We start from the raw sequence: 346 nt of genomic DNA on the forward strand, positions 1-346 counted from the left end.
TGTAACTGGTCGTGTTGAAGCCGGTATCATCAACGTGAACGACGAAGTTGAAATCGTAGGTATCAAAGAAACTACGAAGACAACTTGTACAGGTGTTGAGATGTTCCGTAAGCTTCTAGACGAAGGTCGTGCTGGTGAGAACATCGGTGCCCTTCTACGTGGTACTAAGCGTGACGAAGTAGAGCGTGGTCAAGTACTAGCAGCTCCTGGTTCAATCAACCCGCACACTAAGTTCGAAGCAGAAGTATACGTACTATCTAAAGACGAAGGTGGCCGTCACACGCCATTCTTCAAAGGCTACCGTCCACAGTTCTACTTCCGTACAACTGACGTAACTGGTGACATC

The 346-nt window shown here is 47.7% G+C and carries 1 protein-coding gene; it reads left to right on the top strand.

The features are described from left to right. Positions 1-346 (top strand): EF-Tu/IF-2/RF-3 family GTPase (locus C2M36_RS06735; protein WP_267894655.1); only part of this gene is annotated, 346 nt, incomplete at both ends.

It is taken from the genome of Pseudoalteromonas sp. T1lg75, assembly GCF_002964705.1.
Taxonomy (GTDB): Bacteria; Pseudomonadota; Gammaproteobacteria; order Enterobacterales; family Alteromonadaceae; genus Pseudoalteromonas.